A 21,286-nucleotide genomic window follows, 5' to 3' on the forward strand; every position below is an offset into this window, starting at 1 on the left:
AAAGCATGAGTGTAGCGCGGACAGTTCGGTCTTCTGGCGGAGCGGGGTCAGCCCCAGTCCACATCGCCCAGAAAGATGTAACCCGCGCCATAAATCGTCTTGATCAGACGCGGGTTTTTGGGGTCTTCACGCAGCTTGGTGCGCAGACGGGAGACGCGCACATCCATGGCCCGGTCAAAGCTTTCGCCGGCCGCGCCGCCAAGCGATTCCTGCATCTGAGCGCGCGAAATCAGCCGCTTGGGGCTGTCGAGGAACAACCGCAGCACTTCGCCCTCGGCATGGGAAAACGGCGTTTCACTGCCTGCGTCATCCTCAAGCACGTAGCGGTCGAAATGCGCGGTCCAGCCGGAGAAACGCGCAGTGTCGCTGACGGCAGCTGCAAGGCGGGGGCCGCCGCGCAGCCGGGCGCGAACACGGGCGACCACTTCGGCCGGATCAAATGGCTTTGTGATGTAATCATCTGCGCCCAGCTCCAGCCCCGTGACCCGGTCCTGCACCTGGGCGCGGCCGGAGATGATAATGACTGCCGCGCCTTGTTCCAAAGCCAGCCGGTGCACAAGCGCCAGCCCGTCGGTGTCAGGCAGCGACAGATCAACCAGGCAAACGTCGGGTGTCATCCGGTTGAGGGCCGCCTCGAATTCGCGCGCGCGGGCAAAGCTTTGGGTGCGGAAGCCTGCGTCCTCCAGCGTGTCGGTCAGGATCCGGCGGATCTCCGGCTCGTCATCCAGGATGGTGACCAAGGGCGATGTCATGCGGCGGGCTCCGGTTTAATCAGCGCGGACAACTGGTGCGTGGTAAAGGGTTTGCGCAAAACCGGGCCGCATTTCAAGGCCTTGCGGAACAATGGGTCGCTGACGGGAAGGGACGTCATCAGAATGCAGGGCAGGTTTGAGCCGTCCAGCCGGGTGGCCAGGTCGATACCGGTGGCCGTGCCCTTCAGCTTGATATCTGTCAGCACCAGCGCGATGTCCGGCAAATCGGCGGTGAGCGCACTGGCCTCATCTACGCTGGCTGCTTCTATGACAGTGTAGCCAAGATCGATCAGCATATCGCGGAATGCGGTGCGTAGTTCTTCGCTATCCTCGACCAGCAGGGCCATGCCGCCCTTGGCATCCGGTGCCAACCGGTAGGGCAGGCGCAGGGTAACCGAAGCGCCGGTTTGGGTGTTGCCGATCCGCATGTCGCCGCCCGCCAGTTTGGCCATGTCGTAGACCATTGGCAGGCCAAGGCCGGAGCCCTCACTGCCTTTGGTGGTGAAGAAAGGATTCAACGCGTGGTCCAGCGCTTCGGGAGAAAAGCCGGGCCCGGTGTCGGTCACCGTGATTTCCACCCAGGTCCGCCCGACAGTATGTGCGCTGACAGTTATCTGGCCCGAGGTTCCACAGGCGTCGCGAGCGTTCAGGATCAAGTTTAAAAGCGCATCCTGCAGTTTGCCGCTATCCAGAAGCAGGACCTCGTCCGGCATGTTATCAAGGATACTTAGCCCAATACCCTGGGGCAGTGAGGGAGAGGCGAGGATCTTCAATTCACCCAGCAGCGTGTGCATGTCGGCGGCTTGAGGGCGCAAGGTGCGTTGGCTGGTCATTTCGGCAATCCGGTGGAGCAGCCGGCCGCCGCGCTTTGCGGCGGAAAGCGTGCCTTGAACCAGTTCGGTTGCCTCGCTGCTCAGCCCCATTTTCTCCAGCTTGCTCTGCATCCCGAGAATTATAGTCAGAAGGTTGGAGAAGTCATGTGCCAGGCCGCTGGTCATCTGCGCCGCCATCTCGCGGCGGCGAGCTTGCTGCAGGGCAACCCGGGCCTGGGTTTCTTCAGTCACATCCATCGACAGGATATAGACACCGCCGCACTGGTCCGGGGTGAAGGCCACCCGAATGCGGCGGCTGCCGTGGCTTTCAGTAAATTCGAAAACTGGGCTGCCACCTTTGTAAGCGGCCAGCAGATGCGGCTCGATCCGCTCAAAGGCAGTCTCCCCCAGTGCGTCTGCAATATGCATACCGAGGATATCAGAGGGGCGGCTGGGAAACACCGAGCTGAGACGGCGGTTGGTATAGGTGTAAAAGCCGTCCGCATCGACGTGGGCGATATGGGCGGGCATCATTTCCGTCGTGAGCCGGGTACGGCCTTCGATCTCTGTCAGCTGGCGCTTGGCCTCTTCCAGCGCAGTATTCGTGGCCTCCAGCTGGCGGTTGGCGGCAGACAGCTCCTCGGTATGGGTGATCAGCTTCTCGGACAGTTCCTCCGACCGGGAGCGCAGCAGCTGCTCGGCCTGTTTGGTGCGGGTGATATCGGTATAGACCGTGACCCAACCGCCCTGTGGCAGCGGCGAGCCTTCGATGGAGATCATCTGCCCGTTGGGGCGTTCGCGCTCCAAGTAGTGGGGCACGAAGTCCAGAGCCTGCTCGACCCGGCTTTGCACGATCGCTTCGATATCCGTTTCCGGCGCGTATTCCCCGTTTTCAGCCAGGAAGCGGATTGTCTCGGCAAAGGCGGCGCCGGGTTGCACCAAGTGCTCCGGCAGGTTGAACATTTCCTGGAAACGGCGATTGCAGACGGCGAGCCGCAAATCGTTGTCATAGATCGACAGAGCCTGGGCGATCAGGTTCAGCCCGGCGGTGGTCATGGCGGCGTGCGGCTTGCTTGTTCGGTTCATGGTTCTCCCCGCTTCATGGCTAGCACCGCGGCGGTAGCGGGGCAAATTGCTATTCGGCCGCGGGAGGAGACCGTACCGCCGTGTAATGCCGCCAATTGTCTTTTGATTGCCGGACGCAGCATTCAGCAGATGGCGCATTAGATGCGGAATTTGGCGAGGCTGGCCGCTGCGTTTGAAGCGGATTCCGGCCGATTCATGCGCATCCGGCGGGCTTTGCGATGGCGCCGCAGCAATTGCTGCAGGGTTTTCTGTGTCCGGATCCACGGCACCTTGTGCGTTGGCCTGTGAAACAGGGAGGAGATGGCTGTTACAATTCGTAAGATTTGGGAAAACTTCAGGAAAAAGTTGACTGGCTAGCATGTCGTTGACCCTAATCGGGGCAGAACCGCGGCCAGCGGTCGGTCCGGTAGTAAAGCCGGAAAGGGAGGAAAAAAAGTTGGCTCAGATGCAGATGGGCGCCGAAGGGAAACTATCCCTGCCGGCGCTGCTTCAACGCAATGCGGCGCAATTCGCAAGTGCACCGGCCTATCGGGAAAAGGAATTCGGCATTTGGCAATGCTGGACCTGGGCCGAAACGGCAAAGGAAATCGAGGCACTGGCGCTGGGCTTCATCAACCTTGGCGTGAACGAGGGCGATTTCGTTGCCATCATCGGCCGGAACCGCCCCTATCTCTACTGGTCGATGGTCGCCGCGCAAGCCGTTGGAGCTGTTCCAGTGCCGCTCTATCAGGATGCGGTGGCTGAGGAGATGGCCTATGTGCTGGGGCACTGCGGTGCGCGCTTTGTGATTGTGGGTGATCAGGAGCAGGCAGACAAGGTGATCGAGATCCAGGATCAGCTGCAACAATTTGAGCATATGATCTATCTTGATCCGCGCGGGATGCGGAAATACGACCACACGCAGTTGCATCAGTTCAGCCATATTCAGGATCAGGGCCGCTCGGCGCGTGACGAACTGGCCAGCGAGCTGCAGGCGCGCCAGGCTAAGCTGACGTACGACAGCACTTGTGTGATGTTGTACACCTCCGGCACCACCGGCAAGCCCAAGGGTGTGGTGCTGTCGAACCGCAACGTGATCCAAAGTGCCAAGAACTCGGCCGAGTTCGACCGGCTGACCCAGGGCGAAAACATCCTGTCCTACCTGCCGATGGCCTGGGTGGGGGATTTCATCTTCTCGATCGGCCAGGCCTATTGGTGCGGCTTCTGTGTCAACTGCCCGGAAAGCGCCGACACCATGATGACCGACCTGCGCGAGATCGGTCCGACCTATTTCTTCGCGCCGCCCCGCGTGTTCGAGGGCCAGCTGACCAATGTGATGATCCGGATGGAGGATGCAAGCGCGCTGAAGCGCAAGATGTTCCATCATTTCCTGGCCCATGCGAAGAAGGTCGGCGGCGACATTCTGGACGGCAAACCGGTGGGTCTGATCGACCGGCTGAAATACGCGCTGGGCGATCTGCTGGTTTACGGGCCGCTGAAGGATACGCTGGGCTATGGCCGTATCCGCGTGGGGTACACGGCGGGGGAGGCGATCGGGCCGGAGATCTTTGATTTCTACCGCTCGCTGGGTATCAATCTGAAACAGCTTTACGGCCAGACCGAAGCCACCGTGTTCATCACCGTGCAGCCGGATGGCGAAGTGCGGGCTGATACCGTGGGCGTGCCGGCCCCGGAAGTAGAGATCAAGATCGGCGATAACGGCGAGATATTCTACCGTTCGCCGGGCACTTTTGTGGAGTATTTCAAAAACCCGGAGTCCACCGCCTCGACCAAGGATGCCGAAGGCTGGGTGGCCACAGGTGATGCCGGCTTCTTTGAGGAAGGGTCAGGGCATCTGCGGATCATCGACCGTGCCAAGGACGTTGGTAAGATGGCCGACGGTGCGATGTTTGCGCCCAAGTATGTAGAAAACAAGCTGAAATTTTATCCGGATATTCTGGAAGCAGTACTATTCGGCAACGGCAGAGACCGCTGCGTTGCTTTTATCAACATCGACCTGACGGCAGTGGGCAACTGGGCAGAACGCAATAATATCGCCTATGCCTCCTATCAGGAACTGGCCGGTCATCCGAAGGTTCTGGAAAGCATCCGCGGGCATGTGGGGGCGGTGAACCAGTCGGTGGCTGAGGATCCGATGCTGTCGGGCTGCCAGATTCACCGCTTTGTGGTTCTGCACAAGGAATTGGATGCGGATGACGGCGAAATGACCCGCACTCGTAAAGTGCGCCGCCGAATCGTTGAGGAGAAGTTCGACGATATAATCACCGCGCTGTACAACGGCTCGGAACAGGTCTCAACAGTTACGGAAGTGACCTATGAGGATGGCCGCAAGGGCTCCATCAGCGCAACGCTGACAATTGTCGATGCGGATGTAAAGCCGGCGGCAATTCACCAGGTGGCCGCGGAATGATGCACATGCGCCCGAATACTTTCCCGCCCTGTGCCCAGCAGGTCCGGGTGGTCTCAGATCAGGTCAGGATTGAGTCCAGGGTTGAAGGCCGTGTGGACCACCTGTTGAATTTTGAAAGTGGAGCTGAACCCGTGGGTCTGTTTGAGAATGGAGGCCAGGCTTTCGGATTGCGACAGGCCCATCTGCTTGCATTCAATGGCCATTGTCAAAAGGCAGGAATGCTCAAGTTCGCCAAACATAACTTCGATCTCCTTGCTGCTCGTTTTCTTCAAGTATCGCACGGATATCTTAAAATTTCTATGTGGCAAAAAAAGGGAGGCCGTTGTTATGCTTGACAATTCCTTAAGCTATGTCACCGAAGACGGCCGCACCATCGGCGGTGTGGTGATGGAAATGAAAAACATCACCCTGCGCTTTGGCGGCGTGGTGGCGATCAAGGATATCTCCTTTGACATCCGCGAGGGCGAAATCCGCGCAATTATCGGCCCTAATGGTGCTGGCAAGTCTTCTATGCTGAACGTGATTTCGGGCTTTTACGTGCCGCAGGAAGGCGAGGTGCTGTTTCACGGCAAGAAGCGCCCGCCGATGCGCCCTTATGAGGTGGCCCGTCAGGGTATCGCCCGCACCTTTCAGAACATCGCGCTGTTTGAAGGCATGAGTGTTTTGGATAACGTTATGACAGGTCGCCTTAACTATATGAAAACAGGTCTTTTTGCACAGGCTCTGTGGAAGGGGAAGGCCGAGCGGGAAGAGACCGAAAACCGCGAAGTTGTGGAGCGGGTGATCGACTTTCTGGAGATCCAGCATATCCGCAAGACGCCGGTCGCGCGGTTGCCCTATGGTCTGAAGAAGCGGGTTGAGCTGGCCCGAGCGCTGGCGGCAGAGCCAAAGCTGTTGCTGCTGGATGAGCCGATGGCCGGCATGAACGTCGAAGAGAAAGAGGACATGTCCCGCTTCATCCTGGACGTGAACGACGAATTCGGCACCACCATCGCCCTGATCGAACACGACATGGGCGTGGTGATGGATCTCAGCGACCGGGTCGTGGTGATGGATTACGGCAAGAAGATCGGCGACGGCACCCCCGACGAGGTGCGCAATAACCAGGATGTGATCGACGCCTATCTGGGGGTCAGCCATGACTGAGTTGCAATGCAGCAACACCCGGCTCCGGCGGGGTGACACCCGTACACCCCCTGTGCACCCCCTGTGCACCGCCGCAGCGCAGAACTCCGAGGAGAGCCTCTAATGCCCGAACAACTCGTCTTTGCGATGGAAGTGACGCTGAACGGCCTGATGGCAGGCGTGCTTTATGCGCTGGTCGCGCTGGGGTTTGTCCTGATCTACAAGGCCTCCGGTATCTTCAACTATGCCCAGGGTGTGATGGCGCTGTTTGCGGCGATGACGCTGGTGGGGATCATGCAGGGGCAGGTGCCGTTCTCGCATGTAATCAATGCGGTCTTTGGCGGCCATATCACCCATTTCGGCTGGAACGTGCCCGGCGTGCTGGCAATTGCGCTGACGGTTGCGGTGATGGTGCTGCTGGCCTGGCTGGTGCAAGTGCTGGTGATGAAGCATCTGGTCGGGCAGGAACCGATCATCCTGTTCATGGCCACTATTGGGCTTGCCTATTTCCTCGAAGGAGTTGCCGACCTGATGTGGGGCTCCGAGATCAAGGCGCTGGACGTGGGCCTGCCGCAGGGGATCAACCTGTGGCTCGACGAGGTCACCTTCAACATTTTCGGCTACGGCTTCTTTATCGACAATCTGGACATTGTTGCGACGGTGATTGCCGCTCTGCTGGTGGCCGGGCTGGTTTGCTTTGCCCAGTACACCAAGCAGGGCCGGGCGATGCGCGCGGTTGCGGATGATCACCAAGCGGCGCTGTCGGTCGGCATTTCGCTGAACTTCATCTGGGTGCTGGTTTGGTCAATCGCCGGTTTCGTGGCGCTGGTAGCAGGCATCGTCTGGGGCACCAAGTCCGGCGTTCAGTTCTCACTGTCGCTGATCGCTCTGAAGGCGCTGCCGGTTCTGATGCTGGGCGGCTTCACCTCGATCCCGGGCGCCATTGTGGGCGGGTTGATCATCGGTGTCGGCGAGAAGCTGTTCGAATTCGCCATCGGCCCGATGGTCGGCGGTGCCACCGAGAACTGGTTCGCCTATGTGCTGGCGCTGATCTTCCTGGTGTTCCGCCCGCAGGGCCTGTTCGGGGAGAAGATCATTGAACGGGTTTAACGCTCATATGATCTGCTCCCTGCCTGCTCAGCCTTCCAGCTTGCGGAAGGCGGCGATGACGATGGCGGCGAATACTGTGGCAACCAGCGTGAAGGCAATGGTCAGGTCACCGATCAATCGCCCGGTCAAAAATGTCAGCAGCCCTGCACCGCAAAGCCCCATCAGCATCAGCCCCCAAGGACCCGGAGCGGCACTGGCACTCCGCCGCGGTTGCGGTGCCGGCTCGAACGGCGGCAGCACGGTTGCGTCTTCCACCGTTTCCAGCAGCCGGCCCTTGGCCTCTGCAAATGCGGCAGCAGTTATATCACCCTTCTTCCGCGCGGCCTCCAGCCGCCGGATTTCCTCGAAAATCGCGGTCATTGATCCCACTCACTTTACCCAAGCAAAGGGTGGCAGAAAGAAATGGGCAAAATGTGGCCAAGCACGGATTTCTGACAAACTGGTTAACGCCGGCGGTGCGGCATGAGCAAGGCGGTTGCCATAATCAACGTGATCGCCTGGGCGGGATTTTGGGCATTTGGGTTTCTGGCGCTGACTGCGGAGGGGTTTACAGAAACCCAGATCGTGACCGCTGCGCTGCTGGCTTCTGCGGGGCTGATCACCGGGATCATCGCCTATTTGCGGCTGGTGCGCGGCAGCGAGCAGAGCGGTTATGCCAAACCGTCGAACCGGATGACCCGCGCGCAGCGCGACGCGGCGCAGGCACAATGGGGGCAGATCGAATGACTGCCTCTGCTGAAACATTCAAGACAAACACCCGGACCGGGCCCCGTTTGCAACAGAAAGGGAGCATCTGAGACATGTTCTACCGTGAAGCCGGAGACTTCAAAACCTCCTATGCCGATGACAGCCAGACCTTCCCGATCAAATTCGACCGTGTCCGCTATTACGCGGTGCTGGCGGTGGCCTTTGGCATCATCCCCTTCCTGATCAACGACTACTGGGCCAATGCGATCCTGCTGCCATTCCTGATCTATTCGATCGCTGCAATCGGGCTGAACATCCTAGTGGGTTACTGCGGGCAGGTCTCCTTGGGCACCGGCGGGTTCATGGCGGTGGGGGCTTACGCCTGCTACAAGCTGATGACTGCCTTTCCCGAGGTCAGCATGTTCATCCATGTGCTGCTGGCAGGCGGCATTACTGCAGTGGTCTGTGTTGCCTTCGGCCTGCCGTCATTGCGCATAAAGGGCTTCTACCTGGCGGTGGCGACGCTGGCGGCGCAGTTCTTTCTGGTCTGGCTGTTCAACCGGGTGCCTTGGTTCTACAACTATTCGGCTTCGGGGCAGATTAACGCGCCAGAGCGGGATACTTTTGGCATTTTGATCACCGGCCCCAATGCACCGGCCTGGGCCACATATCTTTTCTGCCTGATCTTCCTGGCGTTCTGCGCGCTGGTTGCCCGCAACCTGACCCGCGGCACCGTTGGCCGAAGCTGGATGGCAATCCGGGACATGGATATCGCGGCGGAGATCATCGGGGTGAACCCGCTGAAAGCCAAGCTGACCGCCTTTGCCGTCTCCGGCTTCTTCATCGGCATCTCCGGCGCCTTGTTCTTTGCGGTGTACCTGGGCGCGGTTGAGGTCGGCGAGGCGTTCGGCATCAGCAAGTCATTCCTGGTGCTGTTCATGGTGATCATCGGGGGGCTGGGCTCGATCTTCGGCTCTTTCGCCGGCGCGGCCTTCCTAGTGCTGTTGCCGGTGATCCTGAAGGTGGTGGGCGTGGACCTGCTGAACTGGCCCACTGACATTGTGGCGCATTTCCAGCTGGTGATCGTGGGGGCGCTGATCATCGTTTTCCTGATCGCAGAGCCGCACGGGATGGCGCAGCTGTGGCGCGTCGCCAAGGAGAAACTGAGACTCTGGCCCTTCCCGCATTGATGCGGGGCGGTACAAACGCTGGCGGGGAGAAGGGCAAGACCACCCCCGTTTTAGAAAACCATCGGATAAGACCAAAGGGAGGATTTAAGCCGATGAAAAAGACACTGACCACACTGGTGCTGGGCACCGCGATGGCAGCCGGTCCGGCAATGGCGGACCTGGTGTTCCCGGATCTCAGCTATCGGACCGGGCCTTATGCCGCTGGCGGTATTCCGTTTTCGGACGGCTACAACGACTATTTCACCCTGCTGAATGAACGCGATGGCGGCATCGGCGGCGTGCCGGCCAAAGTGATTGAATGCGAAACCGGCTATAACACCGAAAAAGGTGTGGAATGCTATGAATCCACCAAGGGTCAGGGCGCACTGATCTATCAACCGCTGTCCACCGGCATCACCTACCAGCTGATCCCCAAGGTGACGGCTGACAATATCCCGCTGCACACCATGGGTTACGGCCGTACCTCGGCTGCAAACGGCGAAGTGTTCAGCCATGTGTTCAATTATCCGGCGAACTACTGGAACGGTGCCTCAGGGGTGATCAGCTATTTGTTGGAGGAAAACGGCGGTGATCTGAGCGGCAAGAAGATCGCTTTGGTCTATCACAACTCCGCCTATGGCAAGGAGCCGATCCGCACGCTGGAGGAACTGTCGAAGAAACATGGCTTTGAGCTGGTTACCCTGCCGGTGGACCACCCGGGCCAGGAGCAGAAATCGCAATGGCTGCAAATCCGCCGCGAGCGTCCCGACAATGTCGTGATGTGGGGCTGGGGTGTAATGAACCAGGTGGCGATCCAGGAAGCCGCCAACATTCGTTTCCCGATGGAGAACTTCATCGGCGTTTGGTGGTCCGGTGCGGAACATGACGTAATGCCCGCGGGCGACAAGGCCGATGGTTACAAAGCTGTGACCTTTCACAACGTGGGCCGCAACTTTCCGGTGTTCGACGACATTCAGAAGTATGTCGTGGATGCGGGCAAGGCTGCAGGTGCCGGCGATCAGGTTGGCAACGTCCTGTATAACCGCGGCATGTATGCGGCGATGCTGGCAGCCGAGGCCGCCAAAACTGCGCAGGAAATCCATGGTACTGCGGATATCGACGCTGCGATGATGCGGGACGGCATGGAAGCGCTGGTAATCGACGAAGCCAAGATGGCTGCGTTGGGGATGCCGAACTTCGGCCCGGCCTTCAACGTGTCCTGCGACAACCACGGCGGCCCCGGCCTGGTGGGGGTGACCCAGTGGGATGCGGAGAGCAAAACCTGGTCACTGATCTCGGACTTCAAACCATCCGATACCGAAGTAATCGGCAAGCTGGTTGAAGAAGATTCAGGCGCCTATGCGGCTGAAAACAATATCGAGCCCCGCTGCAACTAAGGGCTTTGGCCGGCCCTGTCTTTCAGGGGCTGGGAACAACCGGCGCGGCGGAGAACCGCCGCGCCACTCAACAGGGTCCCGGTTCAGGTCCGGGACAGGCATGAGGACACGCTTTGATGCTGGATGCAGCGAACACCGCCGAGGTGCAGGCCGAGACCCTGCTAGAGGTCAACAATATCGAGGTGATCTACAATCACGTGATCCTCGTTCTGAAAGGCGTAAGCCTGCATGTGCCGAAGGGCGGCATCACCGCGCTGCTGGGCGGCAACGGGGCGGGCAAGACCACGACGCTGAAAGCGGTGTCGAACCTGCTGCATTCAGAGCGCGGCGAGGTGACCAAAGGCTCTATCAAGTACCGCGGCGCGCATGTGCATGAGCAGGACCCGGCGGAGCTGGTGAAGAAGGGTGTCATTCAGGTGATGGAAGGCCGTCATTGCTTTGAGCATCTGACGGTGGAGGAAAACCTGCTGACGGGCGCCTATACCCGCTCAGACAGCGGGGCGAAGATTCAGGACGACTTGGAGATGGTCTATCACTATTTCCCACGCCTGAAGGAGCGGCGAAAGAGCCAGGCCGGCTATACCTCGGGCGGCGAGCAGCAGATGGTGGCGATGGGCCGGGCGCTGATGTCCCGGCCGGAGACCATTTTGCTGGACGAGCCCTCGATGGGGCTGGCACCGCAGCTGGTGGAGCAGATATTTGAGATCGTGAAGTCGATCAACGAGAAGGAAGGCGTCACCTTCCTTCTGGCGGAACAGAACACCAACGTCGCCCTGCGCTATGCCCATTACGGCTATATCCTTGAGTCGGGCCGGGTGGTGATGGACGGGCCTGCGGCTGAGCTGCGCGAAAACCCGGACGTGAAGGAATTCTACCTCGGCATGTCGGATGAGGGACGCAAAAGTTTTCGCGACGTGCGGTCCTACCGCCGCCGCAAAAGGTGGCTGAGCTGATGCGGGGAGATGACGTGATGAGCTTTTTTGACATGCTTGAAACCCGCAGTGCCGATGAACGCTCCGCAGACCTGGCAAAGACGCTGCCGGAGCAGATTGCCCGCGCCAAATCCGCCGCTGGATATGCTGAATTGCTGGACGGGGTGGACCCGGCAGCAGTGAACTCGGCAGAGGCGCTGGCGGCGCTGCCGGTGCTGCGCAAGTCGGAACTGAGCCGGGCGCAGGCAGCCAACCCGCCTTTTGGCGGCTTTACCGTGAAGCCTGCCACAGGGTTCGGCCATATTTTCCAAAGCCCCGGCCCGATCTATGAGCCGGGTGGGGTGGATGGCGATTGGTGGCGTATGGGGCGGTTCCTGAATGCGGCTGGAATCGGTCAAGGCGATGTGGTGCAGAACTGTTTTGGCTACCACTTGACGCCTGCCGGCATGATCTTTGAGAACGGTGCCCGGGCGGTGGGGGCGGCGGTGCTGCCCGCCGGCACCGGCCAGACCGAGCTGCAGGTGACCGCCGCGCGGGATGTCGGCGCCACGGCCTATGCTGGGACGCCGGATTACCTGAAGGTGATCCTCGACAAGGCCGATGCCATGGGGGTGGAGCTGAAGTTTTCCAAAGCGGCGGTGGGAGGCGGCGCACTGTTTCCCAGCCTGCGTCAGGAATATGCCGACCGCGGGATCAGCTGCCTGCAATGCTACGCCACCGCCGATCTGGGGAACATCGCCTATGAAAGCCCGGCGATGGAGGGGCTGATCACCGACGAGCATGTGATCGTTGAGATCGTCACCCCAGGCACCGGCAACCCGGTGGCACCGGGCGAGGTGGGCGAGGTGGTGGTGACCACGCTGAACCCGGATTATCCGCTGATCCGCTTCGCCACCGGCGACCTTTCGGCAGTAATGCCGGGTATCTCGCCTTGCGGGCGCACCAATATGCGGATCAAGGGCTGGATGGGCCGGGCTGATCAGACCACCAAGATCAAAGGGATGTTCGTGCGCCCCGAGCAGGTGGCGGCGCTGGTCGAAAAGCATGACGAGATCGTCAAGGCCCGGGTCATTGCCAGCCGCGATGGCGAAATGGACGCGATGACCGTGCAGATTGAGGCTGCGGACGGCGACGAGGCGGCCTTTTCCCGCTCGGTGATCGAGGTGCTGAAGCTCAAAGGCAGGGTTGAGGTGGTGGCCCCAGGCACGCTGCCCAAGGACGGGCTGGTGATCGAGGATCAGCGGACCTACGACTGAACCTGCCGTCGCGGCGGGGCGGGCGCCGAAGTTCGGCGCCCGCCGGTTGTTCTGAGGACCGTAAAACCCGCAGGGTGCTTTCCGGCTGGAATTTCTGACAGGAATAGTCGTAATAGGGCGGTGCAACACTCTGCCGGATCCATGACTGCCGCAAATGACTCCATAGATTACTCCCCCAAAGGACACCGCCGCGGCGGTAAGTCCGGCGGCGGGCTGTTCGCTTTTCTGGCCTGGGCGGTGGCGCTGTCCTGTGTCTTGCCGATGCTGGCGGTGGCGCTGGCAGCGGCGTTCGGCGGCACCGAAACCATCAGCCATCTCGCCAGCACTGTCCTGCCGGGGTACTCTCTGACCACGCTGGCATTGGTGACGCTGGTGGCGCTGGGGACTTTTGCAATCGGTACGGGGGCAGCCTGGCTGGTGACGATGACCCGGTTTCCTGGAGTGCGGTTTCTGGAGGTTGCTCTGGTGCTGCCGCTGGCGTTTCCGGCTTATGTGCTGGCCTATGCCTACACTCATATTCTTGACCATCCCGGCATCGTGCAATCCACCCTGCGCGAGGTAACCGGTTGGGGGCCGCGCGACTATTGGTTTCCGGAGATCCGCTCTACCGGCGGTGCGGCGGCAATGCTTGTTCTGGTGCTCTACCCTTATGTCTATCTGCTGGCGCGGGCAGCTTTCCTGCAGCAAAGCTCCAGTGCCTTCCTGGCGGCCCGGGCGCTGGGGAAAAACGCTTGGGCGGCATTCTGGATGGTTAGTCTGCCGATGGCGCGGCCGGCAATAGCCTCAGGCGTGCTCCTGGCAGTAATGGAGACCATCGCGGATTTCGGAACCGTGTCCTACTTCGGGGTGCAGACCTTTGCTACTGGAATCTACACCAGCTGGTTTTCGCTCGGCGACCGCGGTGGCGCGGCGCAGCTTGCGCTGTGCCTATTGGGATTTGCACTGACGCTGGCGGTGGTAGAGCGGTCGACGCGCGGACGGGCCAAATACCACCACGCGGGCAAACACCACAATCAGATGCCGCCGGCCGAGCTGGGCGGCATCAAGGCGGCGGTTGCTGTCTTTTGCTGCGCGGTTCCGGTGATACTCGGTTTCTTGCTGCCGGTGGCGGTGCTGTTCCTGATGAGCTTTGATTCCGAGCAGAACCTGTTCAGCCGCCGCTATATCGATTTCACCACCAATTCAATCACTTTGGCGGCGGCGGCGGCTGTGCTGACGGTGGCCGCTGCGGTGTGCCTCGGGTTCTATCAGCGCTTGCGACCCGGCCGGGTTTCTGCTGTCGCGGCCTATTTCGCACGGTTGGGCTATGCGGTGCCGGGCGGGGTGATTGCGGTGGGGCTGATCGTGCCCTTTGCCGCCTTTGACAATGCGCTGGACGCCTGGATGCGGGAGATGTTTGGCATCCGAACCGGGCTTTTGGTGACCGGGTCGATCTGGTTGCTGGTCGCAGCTTACGGTGTGCGGTTCATGGCCGCTGCATTGGGGGCTTATGAAGGCGGGCAGGCTACCATGCATGCCAACATGGATGCGGCCGCGCGTTCCTTGGGGCAGGGGCCCTTGGGGATGCTGCGCCGGGTGCATCTGCCGATCCTGACACCCAGCCTTCTGACGGCGCTGCTGATTGTCTTTGTCGACGTGATGAAGGAACTGCCGGCTACGCTGATCATGCGGCCGTTTAACTTTGACACTTTGGCAGTGCAGGCGCACCGGCTGGCGGCGGATGAGCGGCTGGAGGGCGCCGCGGTGCCCTCGCTGGTAATCATGGCGGTCGGGCTGCTGCCAGTGATTCTGATCTGCCGCCAGGTGGGGCGGCAGCGCTAGCAGCAACAAAAATTGACTTTTTGTGGTCCGGGGCGCTTAGGCCACCCACCAGGCCTCAATCTCCTCGCGGGATATCCGGCCTGCCGGACCTAGGCCCACCAGCAGGGTTTCCTCAGCTTCGCAGCGCTTGGCCTCGACATGGCGGCCCACCACGTGCAGCTCATAGCCGCCGCCGGTTGTCACCACAAAACCCTTCATCCGGTAAAGCCCGGCGGGCCGGCCTGCCAGCTTGTCCCCCAGTGCGCGGCGGTCCAGCACATCGTTGCTGCGGTGCTGCCAAGTGGCGTAGGCGGGATGTGCGGTCACGGTGCGACCTTTGGGCAGCGGCACCACGTCGAACAGCAGCTCGGCCACGGGTGATCCATTCAGCACGGTAGGCGTGCGGGCGCCGGCCTTTTTCAGCAGGGCGGAGACCGTCTCGTTGATGTCATCGCATTTGGAGACGATCACCAGATCAGCGGCTCGAATTTGCTGCTCGGCCTGCGGTGCAATCAGTGGGTCGCTCAGCAGGGTTCCGGCATTTTCCGCATCCACCAGAGTAATGATCCCGCCATAGCTCAGCCCGTTTTCATTCAGTACCGAATTGGCGATGGCGACCGGGTCGGAAATACCGCTGGCTTCGATGACCAAATGATCCGGCCGGTCCCGCCGGTTCAGGACTTCGCGCAACGCGGCGGACAGGTCATCGCCCATCGTGCAGCAGGCGCAGCCATTGGTAAGAGCAATCTTGCCGCCGGCGGTTTCTTGAATCAAAGCGTCATCAATGTTGATCGCGCCGGAATCATTCACGATCACGGTCAGCTTCAGCCCGTGATCTTCGGCTAAAAGGCGGTTGATCAAGGTGGTCTTGCCCGCGCCCAGATAGCCGCTGATAATTGTTACCGGCAACCGGTTCATAAGCTCTGTTCCCCCAGAGCGCGGAAAGCTCTCAACCGCATGCGCTCCACCCTGAAATTCAAGATGCGGGAACATATAGGCCGGTAGTTTGAACGGGTCTAGCAAAAGCTCCGCCAGCCTCCAACTTTCACCGAGCGGGGTGCGATTGTCTTCTTGGAAGATGCCGCAGTCACAGAAAAAGCGCGGGCTTTGCCGCGCTTTTCCGTGTGTGGTTCCGGCAGGACCTACTTCCAGCCGACGTCGTTGAAGATCTTCTGAGCTTCGGGGAGGTTCTTGGCAACTTCCGAGAGGTTCACGTCATCCGGCTTGAAGTGGCCAAGCGCCGCAATCGACGGGGCGAGGCCAATACCTGGAACTGCCGGGTATTCGTCGTTGCCGGCCGAGAAATACGCTTGGGCGGAATCACTGGCGAGATACTCCAGAAAGGCGATGGCGTTTTGCTTGTTCGGCGCATGCACGGCCACGCCGCCTCCGGACAGGTTCATGTGTGCGCCCTCAGTGTTCTGCGAGGGGAACAGCCAGCCGATCTGATCGCGGTTCTCGGAGATGCCCTTGACGTTTTTGCGGATTGAGCGGGCGAAGTAATAGGTGTTGGCCACTGCGATATCGCATTCGCCCGAGACGATGCCACGCATCTGGTCAGTATCGCCGCCCTGCGGATCGCGGGCCATATTGGCAACTACGCCTTTGGCCCAGTGTTTGGCTTGTTCGGCACCGTGATGTGTCACGATCGAGGCCAGAAGGGTCTGGTTGTAGGTGTTCTTGGAAGAGCGGATGCAGATCATGCCTTTGTAGGAGGGGTCAGCCAGATCCAGATAGGTCAGCGGCGGGTTTGCCACTTCGGCCTTGTCATAGAAGATGATCCGCGAGCGCTGGCTGAAACCGAACCATTGATTGTCCTCATCCTGCAGATAGGCTGGCACGCGGGCTTCCAGTGCATCGCTGTCGATGCTTTGCAGCACGCCTGCGTTCTTGGCGCGGGTCAGGCGCGAAGTGTCGACTGTGATTAGAATGTCGGCGGGTGAGTTCTCGCCTTCGGCCTTCATCCGCGCGATCAGCTCATCCGCGTTGCCTTCGATTCGGTTGATGGTGATGCCGGTGGCCTCTTCGAAATCTGAATAAAGCTGTTCGTCAGTGTCATAATGGCGCGACGAATAGATGTTCAGCTCGCCTTCGGCTGCAGCGGAGGAGGCGATGGCAGCGGCTAGGGCGCCGGCCAATACGGTTGAGGCTTTCAGCATAGGGTGTCCCGTTCTTCTGTGGCTATTATTCCGACTGAAAGAGTCAATTAAAGAAATCGGCCGAAAATGCAATGAATTTCCGACTGAAACACTCGGAAAGTTTGCTCCGCGGCTGGGGTGTGTCAGGGAGATAAGAAGAGAAAGACAGCGGCGGGCCTCCCGCCAGTCGGAGTGTCACACCTGAAGGGGAGAAGAATCGCCTGGCCTCGGCAGGGGAACTGCGTTTTCTGGGCATTCACCTATGAGCGCCCAGAAAACGCAGGCGCTGAATGCAAAAAAACCGCATCGGGTGATGCGGTTTTCTTCATGTCGCTTTGTCGGATCTTAACCCTGGCGCGCTTTGAACTTGCGCTGGGTCTTGTTGATCACGTAAACGCGGCCTTTACGGCGCACAACCCGGCAATCGCGGTGCCGGTTCTTCAGCGAACGGAGCGAGTTCTTGACCTTCATGGTCTCTCTCCTTGTCTGCGGCGCGAACCAGCGCCTGGGTTAGCGGATGCCGTGGCCGGAGCCAGGGCAATGAATGGATGGTGGGCGATACAAGGATCGAACTTGTGACCCCTTCGATGTCAACGAAGTGCTCTACCGCTGAGCTAATCGCCCACTCTGGCCTGCGCGCCGTTCCTGCCCCTTGGAAGTGAAAGGGGCGCGGGGTGCCGCGCCGGTGAGGGGGTCTATAAATAGAGTCGCCGGCAGGCGCAAGAGCTTTTGACCGCAGAAATTTCCGCTCTATGCTGTTTCTTGCAGAAGAAGCACCGGAGCAAGGATGCCTGATACAGCGTTTTTCGTGATTTCACCGCAGAAACTGGCGTCCGCCGTGGTTTTTGCCTCACCGCACAGCGGTACGGATTATTCCGATTCCTTTCTGGCACAGACGATCCTGGGGCGGCAGGAGATCCGCAGCTCGGAGGATGCCTTTGTCGACCGGCTATTTAAGGCTGCGCCGGAATTCGGCTCGCCGCTGCTGATGGCTGTCAAACCGCGTGCCTACCTGGACCTGAACCGGTCGCCGGACGAGCTGGATCCGGCGGTGATTGAAGGCGTGCAGCCGCGCGGTCAGAATCCTCGGGTGGCTTCGGGCCTTGGTGTGATTCCCCGGGTGGTGGCCAATGGCCGGGCTATTTACCGCGGCAAACTTCCGGTGACAGAGGCAGAACAGAGGATCAGATGCTGCTGGCACCCTTACCATCGGGCGCTGAAAGGACTTTTGGAGCAGGCGCATCAGTATTTCGGACAGGCGATTCTGGTCGATTGCCATTCGATGCCGCACGAGGCGATCGACACCATGGTTCCGTGCAGGGGCGGCAAGCCCGAGGTGGTGCTGGGCGACCGGTTCGGCGCAGCAGCCGACAACAGTGTTGTGGACCGGATCGAAGCGGCCTTCGCTGCGGCTGGACTGAACGTCGCCCGCAACACGCCGTTTGCCGGCGCTTATATTGCTCAGACCTATGGCCGCCCGTCGCGGCGCCAGCACGCGGTTCAGGTTGAAATCGACCGGGCGCTGTATATGGATGAAGCCAATATCCGACCTAACGGGAACTTTGAGCCGCTGCAGCAGTTGCTGCGCCAAGTGATTTCGGAGATCGCGGCGATCGGGCGAGACGCGCTGCCGCTGGCAGCGGAGTAGACTGAAGGTGTCTGCGGTTCAGCGCAGCGCGCGGCCTTTGAGAATCGCGCTCTCTCCAAACCGCTTGCGTATGGCATCGGTGGCGCGTTCCGCATCAGCCCGCTTGCCAGCCTGTGGATCTAACAGGTCGCCAGTATCGTCCGCCTGCGATTCGGGCACCAGATCTGAGATGCCGCAGCCCAGCAGCCGGTAGGGGCCTTCATCGCCAACCTGGTCCAGCAAGTTTCGGGCGGTGCGGTAAATACGGTCGGCGATCTGGGTGGCGCTGTGCAGTGTCACCCGCCGTGTCAGCGCCGAATGATTGGTGCGTTTAAGTTTGAGTGTGACAACCCGGCCGGCAAGCTCGCGCGCTTTGGCGCGGTCGGAAACCTGTTCCGCAAGCCGCCACAAGTGACCATCCAGGGTTTCTGTGCTGGCGGTGTCTTCATAGAAAGTAGTTTCCTTGGATATTGATTTAACGGGCGCATTGGCGGAAACCCGGCGCCGGTCCTGGCCACGGGCCAGATGCCAGAGCCGGTCGCCCATCGAGCCGAAACGGGTGTGCAGAGCCTCGCGGTCCCAACGCAAAAGGTCCGAGAAAGTGCGGATGCCGGCTTTTTCAAGGCTGACCTGGGCGGCTGGGCCAATGCCCCAGATTAGCCGAACCGGTTTTTCGCGCAGGAAATCACCAGTCTCCGCCTTGCCGATCACGGAGAACCCGCGCGGCTTGTCGAGATCGGAGGCAACTTTGGCCAGAAACTTGTTGTGGGAAAGGCCGATGGAGCCGGTGACGCCCAATTCGCCCTTCATCCGCCTGACCAGCCGCGCCAGCATCACAGCAGGTGGCGCACCATGCAGTTTCTCGGTGCCGCTAAGGTCCATGAAAGCTTCATCCAGCGACAGCGGCTCCACCTCGGGGGTCAGCTCATTCATTAATTTGCGAATTTCGCGGCTGACCTCTACGTAGACATCCATGCGCGGCTTCACCACCACCGCATCGGGGCAAAGCTTGAGCGCCTGGAACATCGGCATCGCGGAGCGCACCCCGCGTATGCGGGCGACATAGCAGGCGGTGGAGACCACGCCGCGCTTGCCGCCGCCGATGATCACCGGTTTAGCGGCCAGTTCTGGATTGTCGCGTTTCTCGACGCTGGCATAAAAGGCGTCGCAATCCATATGGGCGATGGTGAGGGAAAACAGCTCTGCATGCACCTTGATCCGCGGGCTGCCGCAAATCGGGCAGCGCCGGGCAGGGGCGATCTGGTTCAGGCAGTCTCGGCATAAGGCATGCATGGCGGTGTCGAACGGCTGACTTAATGGAAGAGCAAGCTTAGCCTGCGGCGGAGGGTTTGTCTTTAGCGTGGCCTGCCGTCAAGTGACAGGTCATGCCATTTGCGAGCGACGATTTTTCTGGTGCGAAACGGAACCTGTTTCTGGGCCGGGATTTGCTGGTCATCCTGCGCGATGACGCGCCGGATATTCTTTATCCCGGGCATTGGGACTTGCTAGGTGGCGGACGCGGGTGAGGTTCGGAGATGAGGGGCGGGGATGGGTGCTGATGCCGCCGGAGGTCTTACGCGCGCATTCATTGGCGGGCCCGCATTTTGCCAGCAGGATTCGGGACTACCTTGCGGTGCAGTATGTTTTCAAAGCTTGAAAGAAAGATCCCCCGCTGATCAGCGGGGGAGGTGACGGGTCTCAGGAAGAAAAGCCCGTCTGGGGAGTGTCTCGGGCACCAGAATCGCTCAGCCAGCTGTAAATCGCAAAGTCCGCGGCAGCAGGCAGAGCCCGCGGAGCTTCGAGGTGTGCTTTTGAAGGCACAGGGCAATTTGGCGCAGCTTATGTCGCCGTTGAAGGATTTCTCATTGAATAGAAGCGATTGACGTGGCGTCACTATGCTTTTGAACCGTAGCCCGCACTGGCAGATTGTGCTCAGGGAAGAAGATTTTTTCCGCCTAATTTTTGTGCATGAAGGTTTCTGTACTGTTCACAGTGCAGGCAGGCTGTGGCTGATTGCTGTTATTCTCGCAGGCTGGCCAGCTCTGCAAGAATGGCTTCAGCTGCGGCGCGGGGGCTGTCCGCCTTCCAGATGGGGCGGCCGACTACGATGTGGTCGGCGCCATCGGCAATGGCGCTTGCAGGAGTGGCAACCCGCTTTTGATCACCGAGGTCGGCGCCGGCGGGCCGGACGCCGGGGGTGACGATCAGCTTGCCTTCCGCCTCGGGCAGGGCGCGGATCAGTGCAGCCTCTTGCGGGCTGGCAATCACGCCGTCTGCACCGGCGGCAAAGGCATTGCCAGCGCGTTCCAGCACCAGATCCTGCACCGCGCCCTCTTTGATCAGCGCAGCGTCCAAGTCCTGACGGTCCAGCGAGGTGAGGATGCTGACGGCAAGGATTTTGAGGTCCTTGCCTGCGGCTCCTTCCTTGGCAGCGCGCACTACATAGGGGTCGCCGTGCACGGTAAGGAAGTCGAGGTCGAACTGGGCCAGGCCGCGCACCGCACTTTCCACGGTGGCGCCGATGTCGAACAGTTTCATATCGAGGAAGATACGCTTGCCGTGCTCTTGCTTCAGCTCGTTGGCCAGCGCCAACCCGCCGCCGGTCAGCATTCCGAGGCCGATCTTGTAGAAGGAAACCGCATCGCCCAGCTGTTCAGCCAGTTTCAGCCCGTCCAGCGCGTTGGGAACATCCATAGCAACAATCAGGCGGTCGTCGGCGCGCGGGGCTTGAGTCATGGCGGGATCCTTTGTGGCGGGTTTGGTGTGAAACTGGCGTTTCATACGCAAGAGACCGCGGTTGGGCAAGGTGCCAGCGGCAAGGGGAGGCTCCCGCAACTGAAGCAGCCCCTGGCGGGACAGATTGCAGTTTTGGGCCGGGCGCCGTGCTGACGCGCGGCGCGGCTGCGTCTTGCGGCGGCCGGAGCGGGAAAGTTGACGCAGGTCAGGGATTTGCACATCTTTTCGGTGTTTAATGATCTTGAAGCG

At 60.3% G+C, this 21,286-nt stretch carries 19 protein-coding genes and 1 tRNA gene; 10 read left to right on the forward strand and 10 right to left on the reverse strand.

Going from position 1 to position 21,286, the window contains the following annotated elements; genetic code table 11:
* Positions 1-47: 47 nt before the first annotated feature.
* Both AC0KW6_RS15655 and AC0KW6_RS15660 read right to left on the reverse strand, forming a co-directional pair.
* Positions 48-752, reverse strand: coding sequence for a response regulator transcription factor (locus AC0KW6_RS15655; RefSeq protein WP_323776863.1), 705 nt, complete (start codon positions 750-752; stop codon positions 48-50).
* Positions 749-2,650, reverse strand: a complete 1,902-nt coding sequence (locus AC0KW6_RS15660; RefSeq protein ID WP_474035347.1) for a hybrid sensor histidine kinase/response regulator — start codon at positions 2,648-2,650, stop codon at positions 749-751. Before AC0KW6_RS15660 ends, AC0KW6_RS15655 begins: the two co-directional genes overlap by 4 nt.
* A 445-nt stretch (positions 2,651-3,095) precedes the next feature.
* On the opposite strand from AC0KW6_RS15660, the gene AC0KW6_RS15665 reads away from it, so the two are divergent.
* Positions 3,096-5,060: an AMP-binding protein gene (locus tag AC0KW6_RS15665; RefSeq protein ID WP_323776913.1), complete on the forward strand. Its 1,965-nt coding sequence runs from the start codon at positions 3,096-3,098 to the stop codon at positions 5,058-5,060.
* 53 nt (positions 5,061-5,113) lie between these two features.
* Here AC0KW6_RS15665 and AC0KW6_RS15670 read toward each other — a convergent pair whose 3' ends face one another.
* Complete coding sequence (locus AC0KW6_RS15670) at positions 5,114-5,332, reverse strand: hypothetical protein (protein WP_474035348.1); 219 nt, start codon at positions 5,330-5,332, stop codon at positions 5,114-5,116.
* A 55-nt stretch (positions 5,333-5,387) separates the two neighbouring features.
* On the opposite strand from AC0KW6_RS15670, the gene AC0KW6_RS15675 reads away from it, so the two are divergent.
* Complete coding sequence (locus tag AC0KW6_RS15675; protein WP_323776867.1) at positions 5,388-6,206, forward strand: ABC transporter ATP-binding protein; 819 nt, start codon at positions 5,388-5,390, stop codon at positions 6,204-6,206.
* Between the two features lie 102 nt (positions 6,207-6,308).
* Positions 6,309-7,295, forward strand: a complete 987-nt coding sequence (locus AC0KW6_RS15680; RefSeq protein ID WP_323776869.1) for a branched-chain amino acid ABC transporter permease — start codon at positions 6,309-6,311, stop codon at positions 7,293-7,295.
* Between the two features lie 27 nt (positions 7,296-7,322).
* Here AC0KW6_RS15680 and AC0KW6_RS15685 read toward each other — a convergent pair whose 3' ends face one another.
* Complete coding sequence (locus tag AC0KW6_RS15685) at positions 7,323-7,655, reverse strand: SHOCT domain-containing protein (protein WP_323776870.1); 333 nt, start codon at positions 7,653-7,655, stop codon at positions 7,323-7,325.
* A 102-nt stretch (positions 7,656-7,757) separates the two neighbouring features.
* Here AC0KW6_RS15685 and AC0KW6_RS15690 point away from each other — a divergent pair, with 102 nt between their 5' ends.
* From AC0KW6_RS15690 to AC0KW6_RS15715, 6 genes are all read left to right on the forward strand, one after another.
* Positions 7,758-8,021, forward strand: coding sequence for a hypothetical protein (locus AC0KW6_RS15690; protein ID WP_323776871.1), 264 nt, complete (start codon positions 7,758-7,760; stop codon positions 8,019-8,021).
* A 74-nt stretch (positions 8,022-8,095) separates the two neighbouring features.
* On the forward strand, positions 8,096-9,172 hold the full coding sequence (locus tag AC0KW6_RS15695; RefSeq protein WP_024088394.1) for a branched-chain amino acid ABC transporter permease: 1,077 nt from the start codon (positions 8,096-8,098) through the stop codon (positions 9,170-9,172).
* A 92-nt stretch (positions 9,173-9,264) separates the two neighbouring features.
* Positions 9,265-10,548: an ABC transporter substrate-binding protein gene (locus AC0KW6_RS15700; protein WP_323776872.1), complete on the forward strand. Its 1,284-nt coding sequence runs from the start codon at positions 9,265-9,267 to the stop codon at positions 10,546-10,548.
* A 116-nt stretch (positions 10,549-10,664) separates the two neighbouring features.
* On the forward strand, positions 10,665-11,501 hold the full coding sequence (locus tag AC0KW6_RS15705) for an ABC transporter ATP-binding protein (protein ID WP_323776873.1): 837 nt from the start codon (positions 10,665-10,667) through the stop codon (positions 11,499-11,501).
* A gap of 17 nt (positions 11,502-11,518) precedes the next feature.
* Positions 11,519-12,736 (forward strand): phenylacetate--CoA ligase family protein, encoded by a 1,218-nt coding sequence (locus AC0KW6_RS15710; RefSeq protein ID WP_323776874.1) that lies wholly within the window; start codon positions 11,519-11,521, stop codon positions 12,734-12,736.
* Between the two features lie 141 nt (positions 12,737-12,877).
* Positions 12,878-14,557, forward strand: a complete 1,680-nt coding sequence (locus AC0KW6_RS15715) for an ABC transporter permease (protein WP_323776876.1) — start codon at positions 12,878-12,880, stop codon at positions 14,555-14,557.
* Positions 14,558-14,593: 36 nt separating this feature from the next.
* Here AC0KW6_RS15715 and AC0KW6_RS15720 read toward each other — a convergent pair whose 3' ends face one another.
* From AC0KW6_RS15720 to AC0KW6_RS15735, 4 genes are all read right to left on the reverse strand, one after another.
* Complete coding sequence (locus tag AC0KW6_RS15720) at positions 14,594-15,454, reverse strand: CobW family GTP-binding protein (RefSeq protein ID WP_323776878.1); 861 nt, start codon at positions 15,452-15,454, stop codon at positions 14,594-14,596.
* 224 nt (positions 15,455-15,678) lie between these two features.
* Complete coding sequence (locus AC0KW6_RS15725; protein WP_323776880.1) at positions 15,679-16,695, reverse strand: Fe(3+) ABC transporter substrate-binding protein; 1,017 nt, start codon at positions 16,693-16,695, stop codon at positions 15,679-15,681.
* A 324-nt stretch (positions 16,696-17,019) separates the two neighbouring features.
* Positions 17,020-17,145: a type B 50S ribosomal protein L36 gene (gene ykgO, locus AC0KW6_RS15730; RefSeq protein WP_005648635.1), complete on the reverse strand. Its 126-nt coding sequence runs from the start codon at positions 17,143-17,145 to the stop codon at positions 17,020-17,022.
* A gap of 78 nt (positions 17,146-17,223) precedes the next feature.
* Positions 17,224-17,298: transfer RNA gene (locus tag AC0KW6_RS15735), tRNA-Val, on the reverse strand.
* A 163-nt stretch (positions 17,299-17,461) separates the two neighbouring features.
* On the opposite strand from AC0KW6_RS15735, the gene AC0KW6_RS15740 reads away from it, so the two are divergent.
* A complete protein-coding gene (locus AC0KW6_RS15740) occupies positions 17,462-18,322 on the forward strand; it encodes an N-formylglutamate amidohydrolase (RefSeq protein ID WP_474035349.1) in 861 nt (286 codons plus the stop codon).
* 18 nt (positions 18,323-18,340) lie between these two features.
* Here AC0KW6_RS15740 and AC0KW6_RS15745 read toward each other — a convergent pair whose 3' ends face one another.
* Positions 18,341-19,594 (reverse strand): DNA polymerase IV, encoded by a 1,254-nt coding sequence (locus tag AC0KW6_RS15745; protein ID WP_474035350.1) that lies wholly within the window; start codon positions 19,592-19,594, stop codon positions 18,341-18,343.
* A 726-nt stretch (positions 19,595-20,320) separates the two neighbouring features.
* Complete coding sequence (pyrF, locus tag AC0KW6_RS15750) at positions 20,321-21,037, reverse strand: orotidine-5'-phosphate decarboxylase (protein ID WP_323776900.1); 717 nt, start codon at positions 21,035-21,037, stop codon at positions 20,321-20,323.
* Between the last annotated feature and the right edge of the window lie 249 nt (positions 21,038-21,286).

Source organism: Leisingera sp. SA215 (assembly GCF_055902035.1).